Annotated in this window: 16 protein-coding genes; 9 read left to right on the top strand and 7 right to left on the bottom strand. The window is 60.4% G+C overall.

The annotated features are described in order from the left end of the window. Together QQK95_RS31950 and QQK95_RS31945 are read right to left on the bottom strand one after the other, a co-directional pair. A partial coding sequence (locus QQK95_RS31950) for a hypothetical protein (RefSeq protein ID WP_284278489.1) occupies nt 1–731 on the bottom strand: 731 nt, incomplete at its 3' end. A gap of 439 nt (nt 732–1,170) precedes the next feature. Further along, on the bottom strand, nt 1,171–1,419 hold the full coding sequence (locus QQK95_RS31945) for a hypothetical protein (RefSeq protein ID WP_284278488.1): 249 nt from the start codon (nt 1,417–1,419) through the stop codon (nt 1,171–1,173). Nucleotides 1,420–2,067: 648 nt separating this feature from the next. Here QQK95_RS31945 and QQK95_RS31940 point away from each other — a divergent pair. The 9 genes from QQK95_RS31940 to QQK95_RS31900 all read left to right on the top strand — a co-directional run bounded on the left by QQK95_RS31940 (nt 2,068) and on the right by QQK95_RS31900 (nt 11,921). After that, a complete protein-coding gene (locus QQK95_RS31940; RefSeq protein WP_409371723.1) occupies nt 2,068–3,210 on the top strand; it encodes a helix-turn-helix domain-containing protein in 1,143 nt (380 codons plus the stop codon). Nucleotides 3,211–3,586: 376 nt separating this feature from the next. Next, nucleotides 3,587–5,233 (top strand): putative bifunctional diguanylate cyclase/phosphodiesterase, encoded by a 1,647-nt coding sequence (locus tag QQK95_RS31935; RefSeq protein WP_284278486.1) that lies wholly within the window; start codon nt 3,587–3,589, stop codon nt 5,231–5,233. A 175-nt stretch (nt 5,234–5,408) separates the two neighbouring features. After that, nucleotides 5,409–5,924 (top strand): ubiquinone biosynthesis methyltransferase UbiE, encoded by a 516-nt coding sequence (locus QQK95_RS31930; RefSeq protein WP_284278492.1) that lies wholly within the window; start codon nt 5,409–5,411, stop codon nt 5,922–5,924. A gap of 2 nt (nt 5,925–5,926) precedes the next feature. Next, nucleotides 5,927–7,105 carry a class I SAM-dependent methyltransferase gene (locus tag QQK95_RS31925; protein ID WP_284278485.1) on the top strand — a complete coding sequence of 393 codons (1,179 nt, stop codon included), beginning with the start codon at nt 5,927–5,929 and terminating at the stop codon, nt 7,103–7,105. Next, nucleotides 7,102–9,468 carry a SpoIIE family protein phosphatase gene (locus tag QQK95_RS31920; RefSeq protein ID WP_284278484.1) on the top strand — a complete coding sequence of 789 codons (2,367 nt, stop codon included), beginning with the start codon at nt 7,102–7,104 and terminating at the stop codon, nt 9,466–9,468. Before QQK95_RS31925 ends, QQK95_RS31920 begins: the two co-directional genes overlap by 4 nt. A gap of 2 nt (nt 9,469–9,470) precedes the next feature. Further along, nucleotides 9,471–10,031 carry a slr1658 superfamily regulator gene (locus QQK95_RS31915; RefSeq protein ID WP_284278483.1) on the top strand — a complete coding sequence of 187 codons (561 nt, stop codon included), beginning with the start codon at nt 9,471–9,473 and terminating at the stop codon, nt 10,029–10,031. An 18-nt stretch (nt 10,032–10,049) separates the two neighbouring features. Further along, nucleotides 10,050–10,388, top strand: coding sequence for a slr1659 superfamily regulator (locus QQK95_RS31910; RefSeq protein ID WP_019860251.1), 339 nt, complete (start codon nt 10,050–10,052; stop codon nt 10,386–10,388). 377 nt (nt 10,389–10,765) lie between these two features. Beyond that, nucleotides 10,766–11,374: an ATP-dependent DNA ligase gene (locus tag QQK95_RS31905; protein WP_457920540.1), complete on the top strand. Its 609-nt coding sequence runs from the start codon at nt 10,766–10,768 to the stop codon at nt 11,372–11,374. Between the two features lie 283 nt (nt 11,375–11,657). Further along, on the top strand, nt 11,658–11,921 hold the full coding sequence (locus QQK95_RS31900) for an Hpt domain-containing protein (RefSeq protein WP_284278482.1): 264 nt from the start codon (nt 11,658–11,660) through the stop codon (nt 11,919–11,921). Between the two features lie 15 nt (nt 11,922–11,936). Here the strand turns inward: QQK95_RS31900 and QQK95_RS31895 are convergent, their stop codons facing one another. The 5 genes from QQK95_RS31895 to QQK95_RS31875 form a co-directional block, all read right to left on the bottom strand. Further along, nucleotides 11,937–13,364 carry a glycosyltransferase family 2 protein gene (locus QQK95_RS31895; RefSeq protein WP_284278481.1) on the bottom strand — a complete coding sequence of 476 codons (1,428 nt, stop codon included), beginning with the start codon at nt 13,362–13,364 and terminating at the stop codon, nt 11,937–11,939. Further along, complete coding sequence (locus tag QQK95_RS31890; protein ID WP_284278480.1) at nt 13,361–14,398, bottom strand: HEAT repeat domain-containing protein; 1,038 nt, start codon at nt 14,396–14,398, stop codon at nt 13,361–13,363. Before QQK95_RS31890 ends, QQK95_RS31895 begins: the two co-directional genes overlap by 4 nt. Nucleotides 14,399–14,400: 2 nt before the next feature. Beyond that, nucleotides 14,401–16,149 carry a YaiO family outer membrane beta-barrel protein gene (locus QQK95_RS31885; RefSeq protein WP_284278479.1) on the bottom strand — a complete coding sequence of 583 codons (1,749 nt, stop codon included), beginning with the start codon at nt 16,147–16,149 and terminating at the stop codon, nt 14,401–14,403. After that, nucleotides 16,149–16,667: a response regulator transcription factor gene (locus QQK95_RS31880; RefSeq protein ID WP_284278478.1), complete on the bottom strand. Its 519-nt coding sequence runs from the start codon at nt 16,665–16,667 to the stop codon at nt 16,149–16,151. The genes QQK95_RS31885 and QQK95_RS31880 overlap by 1 nt, the downstream gene beginning before the upstream one ends. A 130-nt stretch (nt 16,668–16,797) precedes the next feature. Then, nucleotides 16,798–17,184 carry a response regulator gene (locus QQK95_RS31875; RefSeq protein ID WP_284278476.1) on the bottom strand — a complete coding sequence of 129 codons (387 nt, stop codon included), beginning with the start codon at nt 17,182–17,184 and terminating at the stop codon, nt 16,798–16,800. Nucleotides 17,185–17,186: the final 2 nt, after the last annotated feature.

The raw sequence follows: 17,186 nt of genomic DNA, 5'->3' as shown, positions 1-17,186 counted from the left end.
TCGGAATGACTGGCCGGCTTCAAATCGGAATCGATGGCCGGCTTCGTCGGAATACGCAGATGGCCAGGCGCGCCGGCGATGAGCGGCCCCGCCCCCCAAGGCCGGCGCCCCGCCCGAACGCTGAGCCCGACCGGGAGCGATTTGTCGCGCACGCCGATCTGCGCCCATTTCTTCTCCTCGAACTCGACCCAGGGCAGCGGATCGAGCGGCATGAAATGCGCGGCGACCGGGTCGCTCGACTGCGGTAGGATGGGATCGGCATCATTGTAGCTGGTGCAAAACCGCCAGAATCCCTTGTCGATATCGCGCAGGAACTGCTTCAGACGTGCGAGGTCGTCGGCATGGCCGACGCGGAAATGTGCCGCGCGGTGCCGGATCTGGGCGATTTCGTGCAGCTTCGCCGTCCAGAGCACCTGTGGCGGGAGATAGCTGGCGAAGCAGTCCCAGTGCCCCTCGACGAGCTTGAGCAGCTTGGAGAGCTGGCTGTAGCTGAGCGCATTCATTTCCGGGGTCGGCATATGGGTCAGCGCCTTGTCCGCCTGCAGCGAGCTGGAATTGTCATTGAGCTCCAGCCCCCAATCGTCGCCAAGCAGCGCCCGGAGTTCGACATAGACCATGGTGCGCAGCCAGGTCTCGAGCTGCCAGAGCCGGGCGTAAATGTTGACCGACTGGATAGGCACATCGGCGATCGGTTCGAAGTCATCGCTTGGGGTTTCGGTCGTATCAGTCATTATATGCCTCGAAGCGTCGATGCAGGTGGCCAGCATCATGGGAGCTTCGGCGGGCCGTGAAAAGCACTGTCGCCACTCTGCTCTCGCCAATCTTCGCTCTACCGGAATGACGACAATGCGGCGCATTGCGGTCCGGCAGCCTTGGGGCCGAAAGCGGACAGGCAGCTTTGAGCATCCAAAAAGCGATGGCAGACATTCAAGCAGGTGGGACTGAAGTCTCCAACTGACCAAAATACGACAATCGACTTCACGGCTGACAGGTCCGCCTGGACCAAAACCGGTCTTCCGAAACAGATCTCAGCCAGTGAAGGGAATGAGATTGATCTCGCGCCCACGCTGGTCTTCAAGTCCGATGCCTTGGTTAAGGTTCATCGTTTCGTGGAATCGCCGAAACCACTCTAACCCTTTGTTTTGACGCAATTCCGGACGTAAAACCGCTTCACACTTTTCCTGGAATTGCCCTGGTGGCCGGAGCCTTTTGCCGGCGAGACCTTCTGACTGCCTCCAGCAGTTCGCGCTCGCTGGTGTGAGCATTTCGAAAAATGGACACAACCATCACCGCCAAGGTCTCGGCGTCAGGGTCCAAAGGGTCGAGATTCTCATCCGAGCAGACCTGTTCGAAGACGCGTTCGCAAATGGCCAGATCGTGCGGGCTCAGGCAGGTGCGATTGAAACGTCGACGCAGCATCTATGCGAACCTTTCATGGCCCGCCCCTTTGCTTGCGGCGGGCTTTTGCTGATGAACCGCTGACGCGATGCAATTCTCAAGCGAAAATATCGTCCACAGTGTATTGGAATCAGTTACCTGTTGCCTGATGATTCCTCTGTTAAGAGTCCCAAAATCACCGCACACTCGCGAGCTCTATACTGCCCATCAACCATAAGTTGGTAGTAATCTCGCCGTTTATTTTCCGGGACGTGAAATCCCCGCCGAAATTCCGCCGCTTCCTTCGGAGTTCGAGTGCATCCGAGTTTACTGGCGGTGACTTTCAAACTAGCCAATGAGCACCCAATCCTCTCTGCAATAACCTTCAACGGCTCGTTTTTTCTGTATCCATCAAGAATTATCTTGCGCCGGGCCTCGCTGTTGAGTTTTGTGTTCATTCCTGCGGCCTCCTCAACTACTAGTTCACGATGTCAGATTCTATACGCATCGGGTTGAAGAGTGTCGTTATCTTCGCATCCATAAACTTATCTCGGAATGCATTTCTTGGTGTGACCCGGGGTGATCGCCGCTTTGGTCGACTCGAGTTCCGCCAGTCTTGCCAGATGGCTGAAGTACACCACATGATTGAGAGGGGCATGGGCATACCCGATTCGGATATGGCACCACGCGATGGACACTAAGAGGCAAGACGAGGCCCCAGCGAGGCAACCGCGGGACCGTGACAGGCGTCGTTGGCCGCGCGAAGGTCAACCCCACGATGAGGCCGCTCCAACGCTCGTGCCAGTGCTCGAACCTCTGTCCTTTTCAACGCTCGAACTGGCGCCACGCGATCAATTCGCCGCTTGGCAAGTGCATATGGCGCCGGTTGTCGATGTCAGATTGCCGGATGACAAATCGCCAGACGATGGCTTTCCCGCCTCCCACACGGCTTGGAATCTCGGTGGGATGCTGATCGTTCAGCAGCGCGCGCCGGCACATAGCTACATCCGTTCCGCCGCCAAGCTCCGATCTAGTTCGATCGATCATTGGTATATCGTCTTGTCACGCAGTGGCCGGTCGTGGACGGAGGTCGATCGCCGCGTTGCGGAGACCCCGTCAGGCAAATTGGAGATCAGATCGCTTGGCTACCCGTTTCGGGGGAGGGTAACGGACTCGGAAAGTCTCTTCCTCTATCTGCCGCGCGATTTGTTCTCTGATGCGGCGTCAACCCTCGACGCAAAGAACAATTCAATTCTGTCCGGCAACTTTGCCGACCTCTTGGCCGACTACGTCAATGGCGTCGAAGCAAGACTGCGCAGTCTCACGGCTGAAGATCTGCCCCGCATTGTACACGCAACCCGCAGCATGATCATTGCCTGCCTCGCGCCTCCGGCGGAACATACTGCGGCCGCCGAACAATTGGCGAGTGTCGGGCTGATGGAGCGAGCGCGTCGATACGTCCAAAACAATCTGGATGCGGCTCATTTGACGCCGGATTTGATGTGCCGGGCTCTCGGCGTATCACGCTCCCGTCTCTATCAATTGTTCGAACCGAGCGGGGGTGTTCTCCACTACATACAAAGTCGCCGACTTCTGGCAGCCCATGTTGCGCTCAGCGACCCGGCGGACAGCCGGCGAATTGTTGATATTGCTGAGACTTTTGGGTTTAGTTCAGCGGCTAATTTCAGCCGGGCATTCAGCAAGGAATTCGGTTACAGCCCCCGGGAAGGCCGCAGTACCATGATGTTGCCGCGCCCCGCCCACTCTGTTTCGCTTGATGAACGCGAGAAGACCTCTTCCTTTGAAGGTTGGCTCAAAGCGCTCGGAAGCTGAGCGCAGGACCGGCGATGATCGATACGGGGCGGGCCACGCCGCGTCATGGGCCAGAATATTTCGTGCCCCGTTCACCACGCCGTCAATCATATAGCCAATTCCCGCCAATTTTCGATTTAGTAACCAACTGGGACTGTTCATCGTTGTCGCGCCAACCGCAGCGGAGCATACATTCCAACTACGCCGCGTCGGCACTTGTTAAGACTACAAGTGGAAAGTTTGCCAAGTCTGGCAGTTATGCTATTTCTACATTGGGGGACGTGGATTCGCACCGAGGTGGTTCTTGCACCCAGAGGCATCAGGCGTCGGCTCGGAGAGTGAGGGGCCTTCCTCAAGCGATGCTCGGCGTCCCGGCGAAGCGCTTCTCGCTGACCTTTTGGCGAACACGACCGAACTTTTGTCGTTCTATGACCGCGACTTCTGTCTGACGCACTACGCAACCAAGCTCAAAGGCGTATACGGAGGCGTGGTGGCGACGGGCGCCGCCATCTGGGCGATCTACCCGAGCTTCCTCGATGCGAGGTGCCGCGACGAATTTCTTCGGGTGTTCCAGGGCGGCTCTCCGGCAAGCATCGACTTGCCGCCATCATCGGGCGAAGGGCCCCGGTCCGTTTTCGTCTTCGGCACCGCAGATGGTGTGGGGATCATCGAATCAAGGAAGCATGGCGGGCGAAGCGCGGCGGAGGAGCAGGAGCGTGGAATTCTGCTCCATCTGGCGACGCACGACGTGCTGACTGGACTGCAGAATCGGCGGCGATTCGGCGAGCAGTTGCAGCAGGCACTGGCGGCCCTCGGTGAACCAAAGCCGAAAGCCGCCCTGCTCCAGATCGACCTTGACGATTTCAAATCGGTCAACGATACGCTCGGCCATGGAGCGGGCGATACGCTTCTGCAGCTGGCGGCGGGTCGTATCCGCGACGCGCTGCAGGACGGCGAATCCGCGTACCGGTATGCCGGCGATGAGTTCGCTGTCATCCAATTGGGAAGGGAGCAGCCAGCAGAGGCTGAGCGCCTCGCCGGATCGTTGGTCGACGCCTTCAAGACCCCCTTCGTCATCAACGGCATCCCCGTCTTCGTCGGCTCGAGCATCGGAATTGCTTTCGGGCCGGAACACGGGACCGATGGCGAGCAGTTGATGAAAGCCGCTGACATTGCTCTTTACGCAGCCAAGACAGATGGACGCGGCTGCGCTCGAACATTCAACCGCTCGATGCTGCTCCTACTCGAGCAACGCGAGAATCTGAGGCGCAGCCTTCGAACCGCGCTGGAGCGGGGCGAGCTTTATCTGGAGTATCAGCCGCTCATTCGCCCTCCCGCGTCGGTGATCGGTTTCGAAGCGCTGTTGCGGTGGCGGCACCCTGAGGTCGGAATCATTCCTCCCAGCGTGTTCATACCGATCGCCGAAGCCGACGGTCTGATGGACCAGATTGGACGATGGGTGCTCGAGGAAGCCTGTCGCCAGGCATTGACCTGGCCTTCGTCGCTGACAGTCGCAGTCAACCTCTCGCCAGCTCAGTTCCTTAGCGGCACACTGACAGACACGGTCGCTCAGATCATCGACGCAGTTGGAATCCGGGCAGACAGACTTGAACTTGAGATAACTGAGACGGTTCTTCTTGAGAAGACGATCGACAATATCGACACGTTAAATACTCTGAATGTCTTAGGAATACGAATTTCGCTCGACGATTTCGGAACATACTATTCGTCGTTGAGTTACCTCAAGAACTTTCCATTCGACACATTGAAGATAGACCAATACTTCATTGCAGACCTAGACACCGATCTCAAGAGCCAGACGATCGTGCGATCGATCATAAGTCTGGCGCACGGCCTGGGAATAAGCGTCACCGCCGAGGGGGTCGAGACGTCGGTACAGGCACTGTGGCTGATCAAGGAGAACTGCGATTGCCTGCAGGGCAATTTCCTGGGTCGGCCGCTCGGAGCCGAGGCGACCAGCGATTTCATCAGGCGGTCCCCGCTGAGGGTGGTACGCGCGATGGAGGCAAATCGGGCGGTCTAGCGCCTTGCACCCTTTGTTAACGGTGAAATGGAGATTTGTAGAAACGATCGAGGCAGATACCGCACAATTCTTCCAGTCGGTGCGAGACTGACTCATGATGGGCGCGGTGAAATTTTCCATCTCGGAGGTCATGGCTCCACCAGGGCTCATATCGACGGAACAAGGGAATATGCCGATGGGACCTGTTCAATATGACCTGCGTGGCGAGCCGACGTTTGAGCCCATGATCCAGGTCGACATGGAAATCAAGGCTTTCGTCTCCGCTTGGAAACACTGCGATTATGTCTCGACATACATGGCGCGGATGATCGGTCAAAATAGATCAGACTCGGTCCGGCATTCAAATCTCTTTTCCTCTGCCTTTAACGAACTGCTGGAAGTCGCCTTTCGTACGCGCCTTGCCGACGGCGAATTGGCATGCAGGGTGTCTCGCCATGGCGCCACGGATAGGATCGAGCTGACATTCCCTTGCCTGCCAGGGGAGCGCCAATTCTACCAAGAGGCCCTGTCGCAAGTCGCCGGATTCGAGGCCAAGGAGCGATACCTTAACTCGGTGTCTGGGGATCTTGCGCCCAGTCGGGAGATCGTACTCCTGGAACTGGCTGTCGACTATAACGCGACACTCTGGGTCGAGGAAGCCGATGGCGATGCAATCAAGCTTGTCGTGGATCTTCCGCTTGAGGGCCTGTAAAATTGGGCCCCTACGACCTTCTCCCGCGCTTCAAGGCGCAATACGACGCGAACAACCAGGAGTTCTCCTTATCGGGGGTGGTCCGGCCTCAGGCGATCGATGAACTTGGCCCGAGCATAGCATTGCTTCGCGATGCGATCGGGCGTGTGCGCGGCGTTCTCTATGTCAATGTCAGACGCCTGACGCAGATGAACAGCGCTGCGTTTCACGCCTTTTCGAGGATCATCATCGATGCCTGCCGCGCTCGACCTGATCTCAAATTCGTCGTCATCACGTCAAGCGTGGTCGGATGGACCTCGCGAAAATTCGGTCGCTTGAGCGGGATCGAACCGAACATCACGGTCGAAGAGTATGACAGTCAATTCTATCCGGGGCAGGGCTTCCTTGAGGAAGGCGCGTTCGTTCCGATCCTGCGCACTCAAACAAAGATGACCTGGCGCCACGAGCGCGCAATCTTGCCGCGACACGGCATGAGGCCCGGGATCGTCATGGCCGACATCTGTTGCGGGATCGGCGATTTCGCCGTGCTCGTGCAGAAGGAGTTCCAGCCGTCGCGGATCGTCGCCCTCGACCACTCCATGTCAAGCCTCAGCTATGCTCGACGCGTGATGAAGGAGTTCGATATCCGGGGCATCGAGTATACCTATGGCGATGCATCGGAGATGCTGCTCGACGAGGCGCAGTTCGACCTGGTCACCTGCCGACATTCCCTTCAAATCTTCAATCGGCCTGAACTCATCCTCAAGGAGCTCTACCGCATATGCAAGCCGGGCGGGCGGGTCTACATTACCAACGAGAAGAATTCGCATTGCCTCGGCGAGCCGCGCGCCGAAAGCATTCGTTGGACCTACAACGAGGTGGCGAAGCTGTTCAGGCATTTCGAGATGGACGTCGAGCTCGGGCCCAAGAGTCGGCGATATCTGGTCGAAGCCGGGTTCGAAGATATACATGTGGAGTCCTTCATGGTCACTAACCTTGACGGCGATCCGCAGGACTTCGCCGATGTCATTATGGCCTGGGCGGATGTCTATGCGGGCGAGATGGCGACCCGACGCGGCGACGGGCCGGAGTTCATCGCACGGTTCCGGCAGGGCTTCCAGGACCACATTTTCGCTGCACTCCACCCCAAGGGTTACGCGGGTTGGCCGATCTGGGTCGCATCGGGGCAACGGCCACAATGAAAGCCGACAATGAGCCCACACCGCGCTTCGGCCTGCGCTCCTTTCGAGCGAAATTCGTATTGGTCGTTGGCGGCGCCGTCCTGTTCGACCTCCTGCTGAGCGGCGGTCTTGCGCTTTGGAACGTTCAAAAGCTGTCGCGCGATGCCACATCTGAAGTCGGTGAGGGCCTGACGACCGCAAACCAGGAATACATTCGTTCCTATGCGCAATCGACGGCGTTGAGCGTCGACCTGTTGCTCGACCGAGTTCATGGCGACGTCAAGGCGCTGGCCGGCGTGCTGCAGGCCCAGATCGACGATCCGAGTAGGCAGCAACAGGTCGGAGCGACGCTTTCGCATCAGGCGCCCGGCTCCGTGAAGATCGTCTACGACGCGCAGGGCAACTGGGCGCAGAATCTGCCGGGCGCGCCTTCCGTGGTGAGCGTCTGGGGCTACCTGCTGGGTGCCGACCATACCCCGCTACCGGGCGTTCAGAAGGAAATAGAAGACAGTACCGTGATCGATCTCGTCGCGCCGACCCTCATGGCCAGCGGGTCATCCAAATTGCAGATGTACTATATTGGTCCAAAAGAACGGCCGATCTTCAGAACGGTTCCGTATACGGACCAAGCGCAGACCTTCGACAAGCTCTATCCAGGCCACAACAAGGCGGAGTTCTGGGAATTCTTCTTTCCGGGTATCTATGGTTCATGGCAGCAATGGGCCAAGGATCCTGCCTCCCGTCCGGTTCCTGACGACATTACCCAGACAGCGCCTTACACTGATGCGATCACGGGAAAGCTGATCGTCAGCTTTTTCCACCCGCTGTGGACGCTTGATCGCACCAGTATCGCCGGCACGGCGGGAGCAGACATTACGCTCGATCAGCTGGCGGAAGTCGTCGAAAGGGTGAAGATCGCTCAAACCGGATTCGGCTTCCTCACGATGTCGACCGGCAATGTGGTGGCGATCAATCCGTCTGGCCAGGCGATCATCGGCCTGACTTCATCGAGCGACGCCGGAACGCAGGGCGTCACCGGCTTGGAAAGGTCTCTGCGGGGAAGTACGCAGCCGGCTATCGCGTCGCTGCCTCTCGACCAGAACAATGACGGTGTCATCCAGCACATCATGCTCGACAACAAGGGCGAACACGTTCCCTACATCGTTGTCCTCAAGAGATTGAAGCCGACCAATCTGTGGAGTTCGGGACCGATTAAGTCCGAAACGATGTCGGTCGGGATCGTCGTTCCCGAACGGGAGATCTATGCGTCCCTGTTCGCCGCGCAGGAGAGTATTTCGCGCGCAACCAATCGCATCCTGCTGTTTCAGGTCGGTGCGATCATCGTTTCGCTTCTGATTGTCTTTGCGGCCGTGCTCGGAATTTCGAAGCGGATCACGGCGGGCCTCAGGGCGCTTGCCAGTGCCGCCCAGAAGCTCCAGTCCAAAGATTATTCAGTGCGCGTGAGCATTCCAACGCGCGACGAGGTTGGAGCGGCAGGGATTGCCTTCAACCGGATGGCTGAAGAGATCAGCTTTCACACTGAAAACCTCGAGCAACTCGTCGACGAACGAACCAAGGAGCTCGGGGACGCCAATCAGGAGATTTCCGCACTCAACGAAAAGTTGCGGGACGAGAACGTCCGCCTCGGTGCCGAACTCGCGGTTGCCAGACACATCCAGATGATGGTCCTGCCGAAGCCAATCGAACTCGAAGCGATTCCGGGGCTGGAGATCGCAGCGTATATGCGGCCGGCAGACGAGGTCGGCGGGGACTACTACGACGTTCTGCAGAACGGTTCACGGGTCAAGGTCGGCATTGGCGACGTGACCGGTCATGGTCTCGAAAGCGGCGTGCTGATGCTGATGGTCCAATCCGTCGCACGCGCGCTGCAGGAGACCAACGAAGCGGATCCGCACCAGTTTCTGGATCGGTTGAACAGAGCGATCTACAAGAACATTGAGCGGACGAACACCGACAAGCATCTCTCGCTGGCCTTCCTTGACTTTGAGGATGGACGGGTAACGCTATCCGGCCAACATGAGGACGTTCTTGTCGTCCGTGCGGGCGGGGAAGTCGAACGTATCGACACGCTTGATCTGGGTCTGCCGGTTGGTCTGGAGAGTGACATCTCGCCGTTCATCGACACGTATGACATCAAGTTCGGGAGCGGCGACGTGATCGTGCTGCACACCGACGGTGTGACCGAGGCTGAAGACCAGGACAGAAGGCTGTTCGGGTTCGAGCGCCTTTGCCAGAGCGCACGAAAACGTCAAGGCAGGAGCGCAGAGGAAATCAAAACCGGGATCGTCGAGGATCTGATGGCCCATATCGGAATCCAGAAGATCCACGACGACATCACCCTCGTGATCATAAGGCACACATAGGCATGACCACGCTGTTCGGCACCCCTGAGCTTGCTATCGGGACGATGGAAGGTGTCAGTCGTGTGCGGCTGTTCGACGGACCACTCGACTTGAGTTGGCGTCATTGTGCCACGACCTCGGACTTCTTCGCCGATCTTTTCGCGTTGCGCTTTCAGTCGTCCCGCAATGACTACAGGGAAGTGCACCATAGCATCGGATATCTGGTCAACGAACTCATCGAAAATGCCGTCAAGTTTCGCGCACAAGGTGAGATCGTGATCGAGGCATCGATGGATTCGGAGCACTTCAAGCTCAAGGTGTTGAATGACGTCGATGGTGATGACGTGTCCGAGTTCCAAAGTCTCCTGGCGAACATCACGGTTGGCGACCCCAAGGACCTGCTGATACAGCGAATTGAAGCGAATGCCGCGAACCCCGACATGGCAGGCTCCGGACTCGGATTGCTGACGTTGATGAGTGACTATGGCGCACGCATGGCTTGGATATTCAGCACCGCCGACGAAAGAGATCGGATTTGCCTGGAGACATATGCCTCCATTCCAATCTCGCAAACTCACAACTAGATGAGGCGAAGCCAGGCTATGGAAATCAAAACAGACGACTACCGCGTGTGGCTTGAAGGAAGCGATATTTTTTTCGACGGCGTCATGCGGCTTGCCAGTTCCGAAGCCGGCGCGCCTATCATGGCCCTGGCGACCAGTGTTCTTGCCTCAAATCCCTCTTCCATGACGCTCAACTTAAAGGACCTTCACTTTCTCAACTCTTCTGGCATCAACCTGCTGGCGAAATTTACCATCGAGGTGCGCAAGCATCCCGATGTTCGGTTCGTCGTGCGTGGAACGCCCGACATACCCTGGCAATCGAAATCCTTGCCGAATCTGAAGAAGCTGCATCCCGCCCTGGTGCTTTTGATGGACTAAGGTCTGTTGACATTCAGGTGAGGCCGGCCTGCGAACGGCGACTTCCTGCGCTTCCTGTACTCAAGTAGCTAAACGTACGCTCCGTTCCGGTTCTCGGAACCCGCCATTCTCGGCTCGGCCCGGCCTGAACCTCAACGGACCTTAACCAGGTCGCCCGAAATGAGCCTACGGACTGCGTACTACTAGAGTGACGCACCGAGTGAGATATGTACTCCATGACAAGTATTTGGATGCGACGGTAACGACAATTCGGCCTGGCGCGCAGATGCTGGCAATGGCTCGGCGGGGGCTCGGCACAGGCGGCAGGCGTCCAGGTTGGGGGGATGTCGGGCTGCCTGTGCCGATTAGCCGCCGTTGCGCGATCAAAGGTGGCGTCATTGAGTAAGCGTGCCAAGGCGACCGGCGGCCGGCTGGAGTTCATTCCGCCGCAGATTCCGACTCGCGTCGAGGAGCCGCCCGGAGATGAGGGGTGGGTTCACGAGGTCAATCTTGACGGCTACCGAACGCAGATCATCATCGATAAAAGCGGCGTGCGCCTTTACAGCAAGAACGGCCGTGACTGGACCACCAAATATTGGCCCATCGCGCTGGCTGTCGAGCTGCCATGCCGGGCCGCCATTATCGACGGCGATGTCATTGTGCCAGACGAGGAGGGTGCCCACGATTGCCCTTCGCTGGAAGCCGCGATCTGGAACGAACCGAGCCGGCTCGCGTTCGTCGCGTTCGACATCCTCCATCTCGACGGTCGCAATCTAGTCTCCTTGCCCCTCCTGCAGCGCAAGCAGGCGCTATGGCAACTGGTTGAGCACGGCCTCGGCAAGATCCAGTACAGCGAGCATTTCGAGAGCACTGCGCCAGCGATCTTTCGCGCCATCGAGAAGGTGGGGCTCAAGAGCATCATCTCGAAGCGCGCCGACAGCAGCTACACGAGCGGACTGTCGAACACATGGTTGAAGGCCAAATACTTCGAGGAAGCCGATTTCTGAGCATCGACGACGCTTCTGGCGCAACCGCGGCCTCAGCGCCAGCACCAGCAATGTTCGCTTTTGCCAGGCGATCAAGCTGGCATGACCGACATGCGGCGCGAAGCGGCCGTCCATTGCCGGTCCGGCGGAAATCGCATTTGGCTCAAAAGCAGCCTATCGCGGTCGTCCTCGGGCAGGAGGTCGTGCGCGACACGCAGCCAGTTCAAACCTACGCCGCTTTCTGCTTGAATACTTTCGACATCCCATTGGAGCACCACCCATCTCAAACGATCCTTTCGCCCCCTTGCGGCAACGCTTCCTTACCCGGTGCGCCGATCAGCTCGGGCAGCTGAAGGCCATCGCATGTGAGGGCGGCCCTTTGCCCCTGGGGGCGGGCGATCCGCTGGTCTGGATAGCGCACTCGCTGGCGGGTGCGGCCGGAACGTTCGGCTTTCCGGGTATCAGCGCACGAGCGTCCGAGCTGGAGACGCTGCTGATCGAGCAGCCGCACGCCGCCCGGGCCGCGCTCGACACGCTTATCGCGGAGATCGAGCGCACTCTGAAATGACGCGGCCGGCCGGGCTCATTTCTTGGCGCCGGTCAGGCCGGTTCTAGTCATCTCGCCCCACCCCTGGTTGCCGCGCAAATATTGCCACCAGCCCTTCACGCGCCAGAAATTGTTGAGCTGGCGGTAGCCGAAATTCTCGATCACGGCGACGGCCGTCAGCACGGCGAGGTCCCTGGCGCGTGGAAAACGCTGCAATTCGGCCTCTTCGAGAACCAGGGAACACACGCTGACGCAGACGCCGTAGGTGAAGATGAGCGAGGTGAAAGCCAGCAGATATTCGGCCGACAGGATGCCGAGCAGCCAGAATGCCGGGATCAGGATGTAGCCCAGCACCTCCGCTACCGGCCCTAGCACGTCGACAACCAATATGTGACCGAAGCCCAGGAAGCCGACTCGGCCATAGCGCGGATTGAACAGCATGGAGCGGTAACGGAAGAAGCATTCGAGCGCGCCGCGCTGCCAGCGCGTTCGCTGCCTGGCAAGCACGCTCAGCGTCTCCGGCGCCTCGGTCCAGCACACCGGCTCCGGAATGAACTGGATGCGGTATTTGCGCCCGGCATCTCTCATGTGGCGGTGCAGCTTGATGACGAGGTCGAGGTCCTCGCCCATCGAGCCCTTGGTGAAGCCCCTCACCGCCACCACCTCCGTGCGGCGGAACATGCCGAAGGCGCCGGACACCAGCATCAGCGTGTTGATGCGGCTCCAGGCCAGCCGGGCCATGAGAAAGGCCCTTAGATATTCGACGACCTGGAGCAACGGCAGCAAGCGGTTGGGCAGGTGGATCTCGCGCACCCTGCCGGCTTCGATCCTCGATCCGTTGGCGATGCGGATCGTGCCGCCGACGGCGATGGTGCGCTCGGGGTCGTCGATGAAGGGCTGGGCGGCGCGCATCAGCGCATCGGGCTCGAGGATGGAATCGCCGTCGATCACGCAGAAAAGCGGCGCGCGGCAGACATTGATGCCGGCATTCTGGGCATCGGCCTTGCCGCCGTTTTCCTTGTCGACCACGAACAGCCGCTCGGTCATTGGCGAGGAATAGAGGCCGCGGATCGGCTCGTGCGCCAGCGCCTCCTCATAAGGCCGGCGGAATTTCACCAGCTTGAAGGCCTCGATCAGGCGCTGCAGCGTTTGATCCTTGGAGCCGTCGTTGATGACGATCACCTCGAAATTCGGATACTCGAGCGCCAGCATCGAATGGACGCTCTCGACCACGTTCACTTCCTCATTATAGGCGGGTACGAGGAGCGCGATCGGCGGCGCGACATCGCCATAGCGGTGCCACAGCAGCGCCGAGCGCGCGACCGGCGGGCGCCTGGAAAGCGCATAGGCGGCAACAATGAGCTGCAACAGATAGATCGTCGTCTGCGCCAGCCCCGCCCCGATGATGAACCAGGACAGGATGGAGGCGGCCAGAACGATCTCGTGGCTCCAGTCGGACATCATGCAGCTGGCCCCTCGGCAAGGATGAGCGAGGCGGTGCGCTGGCTGCGCGAGACCTCGCTCGCAGCGATGTCGCGCAGCAGCCGTTCTCCCGGCTGGCCAAACGAGCGCAGCGCGTTGGCGGCGGCATAGCGCACTGTCCATGCCTCATCGTCCATCAGCGCAGAGAGCGGCGTGGCGAGCCCGGCGAGCCCGAGGCGCCCGGCGGCATCGGCGGCGGCGGCGCGTACGTCCCAGTCGCCGTTGGCCATCGCGCTCGCCAGGATGGCAGGCGCCTCGGCGTGCCCGGTGAGGCCCAGCGCGCGCAGCGCCGCAGCGGCAACCTCGGGCGATTGATCACCGGCGGCGCGGGCGAAGAAATCGGCGAAATGGAACCCGGCGGCACGAGCCAGCGCGTCGATAGCGGCCGCCCGGATGAAAGGCACCGCGTCGGTGCGCGCGGCATGATCCCTGAGCTCCTCGAAGCGCGCCGGCGGAAAGCGCCTGAACAGCTCGATCAGGCGCCGCGAGCGCTGTCCCGCCACGCCGACCTTGCCCAGCGCGATACCGAGCGGCGGCAGGCTGCCGAGATCGCAGAGCGCGATGGCGGCGGCGATCCTCACCTCGCGCGAACGGTCACGGTCGAGCGCCGAAAGCAGGCTCGCCACCGCGTTTTCCGAACGCAGCGCCGCAAGCATCTCGGCCGCGTGCATGCGCTCGGCGCTGTTGCCTTTTTCCAGCTGCTTGCCGACAAGCGCCGGCAGGCCGCATTCGTCGAAGGCGGCAAGGACGTCGTCATACTCCTCGCCGCGAAGCAGCGAAATGAACTCGAAGCCGGCATTGATCGCCACGCCCGCCGGCACCGCGAGCACCACCAGCTTCAAGGCCTCGCGGTCCCGGTTTTCCGTGAAGGCGATCAGTGCCGTGTGAAGCTGGCGCCGCTGATCGATCTGCGCCCTGCCTCGGCGTTCCTGCAGCACCCGCCGAGCGATTAGGACCAGCATGATCACCAGGGAAAGGGCGCTGAGCACAATGGAAAGGTCCCAGATGTACCACATGATCAGAACCGCGTGGTCAAGCCGAGCCCGAATGTGCTTCGGTCGAATGTCGGGCGTTGCTCATGTGCGATACTGACGCGGAGCGTCAGCGGATCGTTGACGTTCCAGGAGATGCCGCCGAAAACGGTGCGCGTCGGCACCAGCGTGCCGTCGGAGATTTCGGGGGCGTCCGCATAGCCGCCGAACAGGTTGAAGCGCGCCGCCACCGCAAGATCGGCGCGCAGCACATAGCCATCCGCGCGCGTGCCGATATCGTCGGCCGCGTGCACCCAGCGGGCCGAAAGCCCCAGCCGGCCGTCGAGAATATAGGCCTGCACCCATGGCGAAATGCTGGTGATGCCGGCATTGGCGAAATCGTCGTAGCGGGTATCGATGTTGAGCGACAACGGACCGAAAGCTTTTGCCCGTGCCACAGCCTGCCAGGAAGCGCCGGCGCCGACCGAATATCGCGCCAGGAAGTCGGCATCCGGTGTAGCCGCGGCCAGGACATAGAAGGAGAGCGAGGGCGAGAACGCCTGATCGATGCGGCCTTCGATCTGGACGTCGGTATGACCATATCGGGTCGCAACCCGGGTGTGTCCCGAAATCGTCGTGCGTGGGGTCAGGCGATAGGCAAGGCCGACCGAGCTGTCCGTCCAATCGCCAAGTCCGTTGGTGAGATCGCTCACTTCGCTGCCGAGATCGAGCCGCCATTTGCGCGGCGGTGGCACGGCCAGCCTTTGCTCGATATCGGTGGAGCCGGGCTCGATGGCGAGTGCCTGCCTGTAGGCCTGCCGCGCGCCGTCGTCATCGCCACGGGCGCGGCGCACATCGCCAATTCCCGCCAGTGCCTCGGCATTGCGAGGATCGATCGCGAGGACGCGCTCGAACGACTGCTCGGCCCGCGCGTGATCCGCCTCGAGCAGGGAGATCCTCGCGTCAAGGTTGAGCGCCTCGACATTGTTCGGGGCCGTTGCCAGTACGTCGTCGACCAGGACTCGGGCGCGCGGCACGTCGCCCTGCCAGATTGCCAGGCGAATCCTGCCGAGGCGAGCGTCGAGAAGTCCGGGCTCTACGGCAAGCGCCTGGTCGAAGAAATGCCCGGCCTCGTCGTATCTCTGGCCGGAGCCCACAATCATCCCAAGGGCGACCAGGATGTCACTGTTTTTCGGCGCCAGCTTGAGGGCGCGGCGATAGGCCATCTCCGCCTCGGGCAGGTTCCCCGCCGCCCGCAACCGTTTGCCCTGCTCCATCAAGCCGGCGACGGGATCCGGCCTCCGCCGGGGCGATGCCTTCGAAGTCGCCGCGGGAGCCGGCTTCGCCTTACCGCCCGCGGCCTGCCTGGCCTTGCGTATGTTCTCGACAAGCGTCGCAGCGTCGGCGTTGCCGGGTTCGGCTTGCGCAACCTTCTCCGCCAGCGGCAGCGCGGCATCAAGATTGCCGGAGCGGAACTCGACCTCGGCCATGCCGAAGCTGGCGTCCAGATAGATCGGGGCGAGTGATAGCGCCCTTGAAAAGGCATCACGCGCCGCCGGCAGATTGTTGCGGCCGAGCTCGGAGAAGCCAAGCTGTACCAGGGCGTCGGCATTGTCTGGCTTGAGTGCAAGCGCGCGCCGAAACAGGTCCGCCGCCTCGTCGAAATGCTGGACTTGCCTGGCCTTGACGCCGGAAGCGTAGAGCTCGTCAACCGTCTGGGCCAGCGTCGCGCCGGGCGTTGCGGTAACTCCCAGGAACAGGCATGCGGCAAGGATGGCGCGCCGGTCGCGCCTCATCAGCGTTTCCCGTTCCTGCGCGCGATCAGACGTGCGAGCCGAGCCAGAAGCTCCTCGGGAATGAACGGCTTCACAAGATAGTCGTCAGCCCCCTTTTCAAGCGCCGAGACAATGTCCCTTTCGGCCTTGCGGGCAGTCAGCATGATCACTGGGATTTCAGACAGGACCGGGCTGGCCTTGATGCGAGCCAGCACTTCAAGGCCATCAGCCTTGGGCATCATCGCGTCGAGCACAACGATGTCGGGCCCGTCCTGCTCCGCCTTTACGAGTGCTTCGGCCCCGTCCACCGCCGTGATGACCTCGTATCCCTTGGCTCTCAGCCTGAATTCCATCAGTTCGAGCAACAAGGGATCGTCATCGCAGATCAGAACTCTTGCTTTCGCTCCATTCACCTGTCCGGCTCCGGTACACGCCTCGTTGCCCCCCGGAGTGATCAACCCATGAACCGACGTCCGCCAACGCGGTCCATGCAAACAAAACCCGCGCGAGCCATCGCGCCGCGCAATGCGCACGATCATAGATAAAACCGATTCGCGACGGCCGCATTTCGATACAATCAGTAGATGAATATTGGGGTATGGTATAGGTGCCGTAAACGGCAAACGGAGCTTGCCGACAGGCTTCTTGCCGCTGCCTTCGACCCGGCGGCTATGCCTGCCCGGGACGCTCCGAAAGCAGCTTCCTGACTTCGCCGGCGAGCGCCAGCGGATCGAAAGGTTTGGCAATGACCCCGACCGCTCCCATGGTGAGATAGCGCTCGACCTGATGCGTCTGGGTGCGCGCGGTGATAAAGGCCACGGGTATCGACGCCGTCAGCGGTGAAGCAGCCAGGCGCTTTAGCGTCTCCGGCCCGTCCATGTCCGGCATCATCACGTCGAGCAAGATGAGGTCGGGATGCCATGCAGCGGCATCGGTCAGCGCCTCGGCGCCCGAAGAGCAGGACCGCACCTCGAATTCCGGCTCAAGCTCCAGCGACATCTGAGCGATTTCGCGGATATCGTCCTCGTCATCCACGTAGAGGATTCTTGCCGGCATGA

This window comes from Mesorhizobium huakuii (assembly GCF_030160235.1).
Classification (GTDB): Bacteria; Pseudomonadota; Alphaproteobacteria; order Rhizobiales; family Rhizobiaceae; genus Mesorhizobium; species Mesorhizobium huakuii.
The sequence above is the reverse complement of the archived record's forward strand: the minus strand, read 5'-3'. Positions and strand labels throughout refer to the sequence as shown.

Coding starts and splice junctions, on each gene's coding strand:
- QQK95_RS31895 (WP_284278481.1), bottom strand. CDS start 13,364: ATGATGTCCGACTGGAGCCACGAGATCGTTCTGGCCGCCTCCATCCTG.
- QQK95_RS31890 (WP_284278480.1), bottom strand. CDS start 14,398: ATGTGGTACATCTGGGACCTTTCCATTGTGCTCAGCGCCCTTTCCCTG.
- QQK95_RS31930 (WP_284278492.1), top strand. CDS start 5,409: ATGGGACCTGTTCAATATGACCTGCGTGGCGAGCCGACGTTTGAGCCC.
- QQK95_RS31910 (WP_019860251.1), top strand. CDS start 10,050: ATGGAAATCAAAACAGACGACTACCGCGTGTGGCTTGAAGGAAGCGAT.
- QQK95_RS31920 (WP_284278484.1), top strand. CDS start 7,102: ATGAAAGCCGACAATGAGCCCACACCGCGCTTCGGCCTGCGCTCCTTT.
- QQK95_RS31940 (WP_409371723.1), top strand. CDS start 2,068: ATGGACACTAAGAGGCAAGACGAGGCCCCAGCGAGGCAACCGCGGGAC.
- QQK95_RS31880 (WP_284278478.1), bottom strand. CDS start 16,667: ATGATCGTGCGCATTGCGCGGCGCGATGGCTCGCGCGGGTTTTGTTTG.
- QQK95_RS31915 (WP_284278483.1), top strand. CDS start 9,471: ATGACCACGCTGTTCGGCACCCCTGAGCTTGCTATCGGGACGATGGAA.
- QQK95_RS31875 (WP_284278476.1), bottom strand. CDS start 17,184: ATGCCGGCAAGAATCCTCTACGTGGATGACGAGGACGATATCCGCGAA.
- QQK95_RS31945 (WP_284278488.1), bottom strand. CDS start 1,419: ATGCTGCGTCGACGTTTCAATCGCACCTGCCTGAGCCCGCACGATCTG.
- QQK95_RS31885 (WP_284278479.1), bottom strand. CDS start 16,149: ATGAGGCGCGACCGGCGCGCCATCCTTGCCGCATGCCTGTTCCTGGGA.